This is a genomic window from Paraburkholderia sp. JHI2823 (assembly GCF_038900695.1).
Classification (GTDB): Bacteria; Pseudomonadota; Gammaproteobacteria; order Burkholderiales; family Burkholderiaceae; genus Paraburkholderia; species Paraburkholderia mimosarum.
On record NZ_JAYMRY010000177.1, the window covers coordinates 1 to 649 of the forward strand.

1 protein-coding gene is annotated in these 649 nt (G+C 60.4%); it reads left to right on the forward strand.

All coding sequences use genetic code 11. The features are described 5' to 3' along the window. The coding region (locus tag VSR34_RS38185) for an amino acid permease (protein ID WP_342965207.1) at window positions 1-649 on the forward strand (649 nt) is incomplete at both ends.

Sequence of the window (649 nt, forward strand, 5' to 3'; positions counted from 1 at the left end):
CGGACAGTCGACGATTCTCGGCTTCATCGTCGTGACCACGCTGATGGTGCTCGTGACGATGCTGCCGTATGCGGTGCTCGAGCGTGCGGACATCGGGGCGATGCGGCAGCCGTCGATGGCCGCGGTGCTCGAAGCGGTGGTCGGCCACTGGGGCGCGGTTTTCGTCAGCATAGGTTTGCTGATTTCGGTGCTCGGCGCTTATCTCGCCTGGTCGTTGATCTGCGCCGAAGTGTTGTTCACGGCGGCGAAGACCGAAGACATGCCCGCCATCTTCGGCAAGGAAAACGCCAACAAGACGCCGGCTAATGCATTGTGGCTGACCAACATCGTGGTGCAGCTGCTCGTCATCAGCACGTACTTCTCGCGCGACGCGTTCGCGCTGATGTTGAATCTGACGAGCGCGATGTCGTTGATACCGTACCTGCTCGTCGCGCTGTTCGGATGCATGAACGCGAATCGTGGCGACGGTTACGACTTGCGCGCCGATGAGCGCCGGCGCGACCTGATCATGGCCTCAATCGCCGTGATCTATACCGCCTTCATGATCTTTGCGGGCGGCCTGAAATTCATTCTGCTTGCCGCGGTGCTGTACGCGCCCGGGACGGCTCTTTACTTCTGGGCGCGACGCGAACAGAACAAGAATGTATTC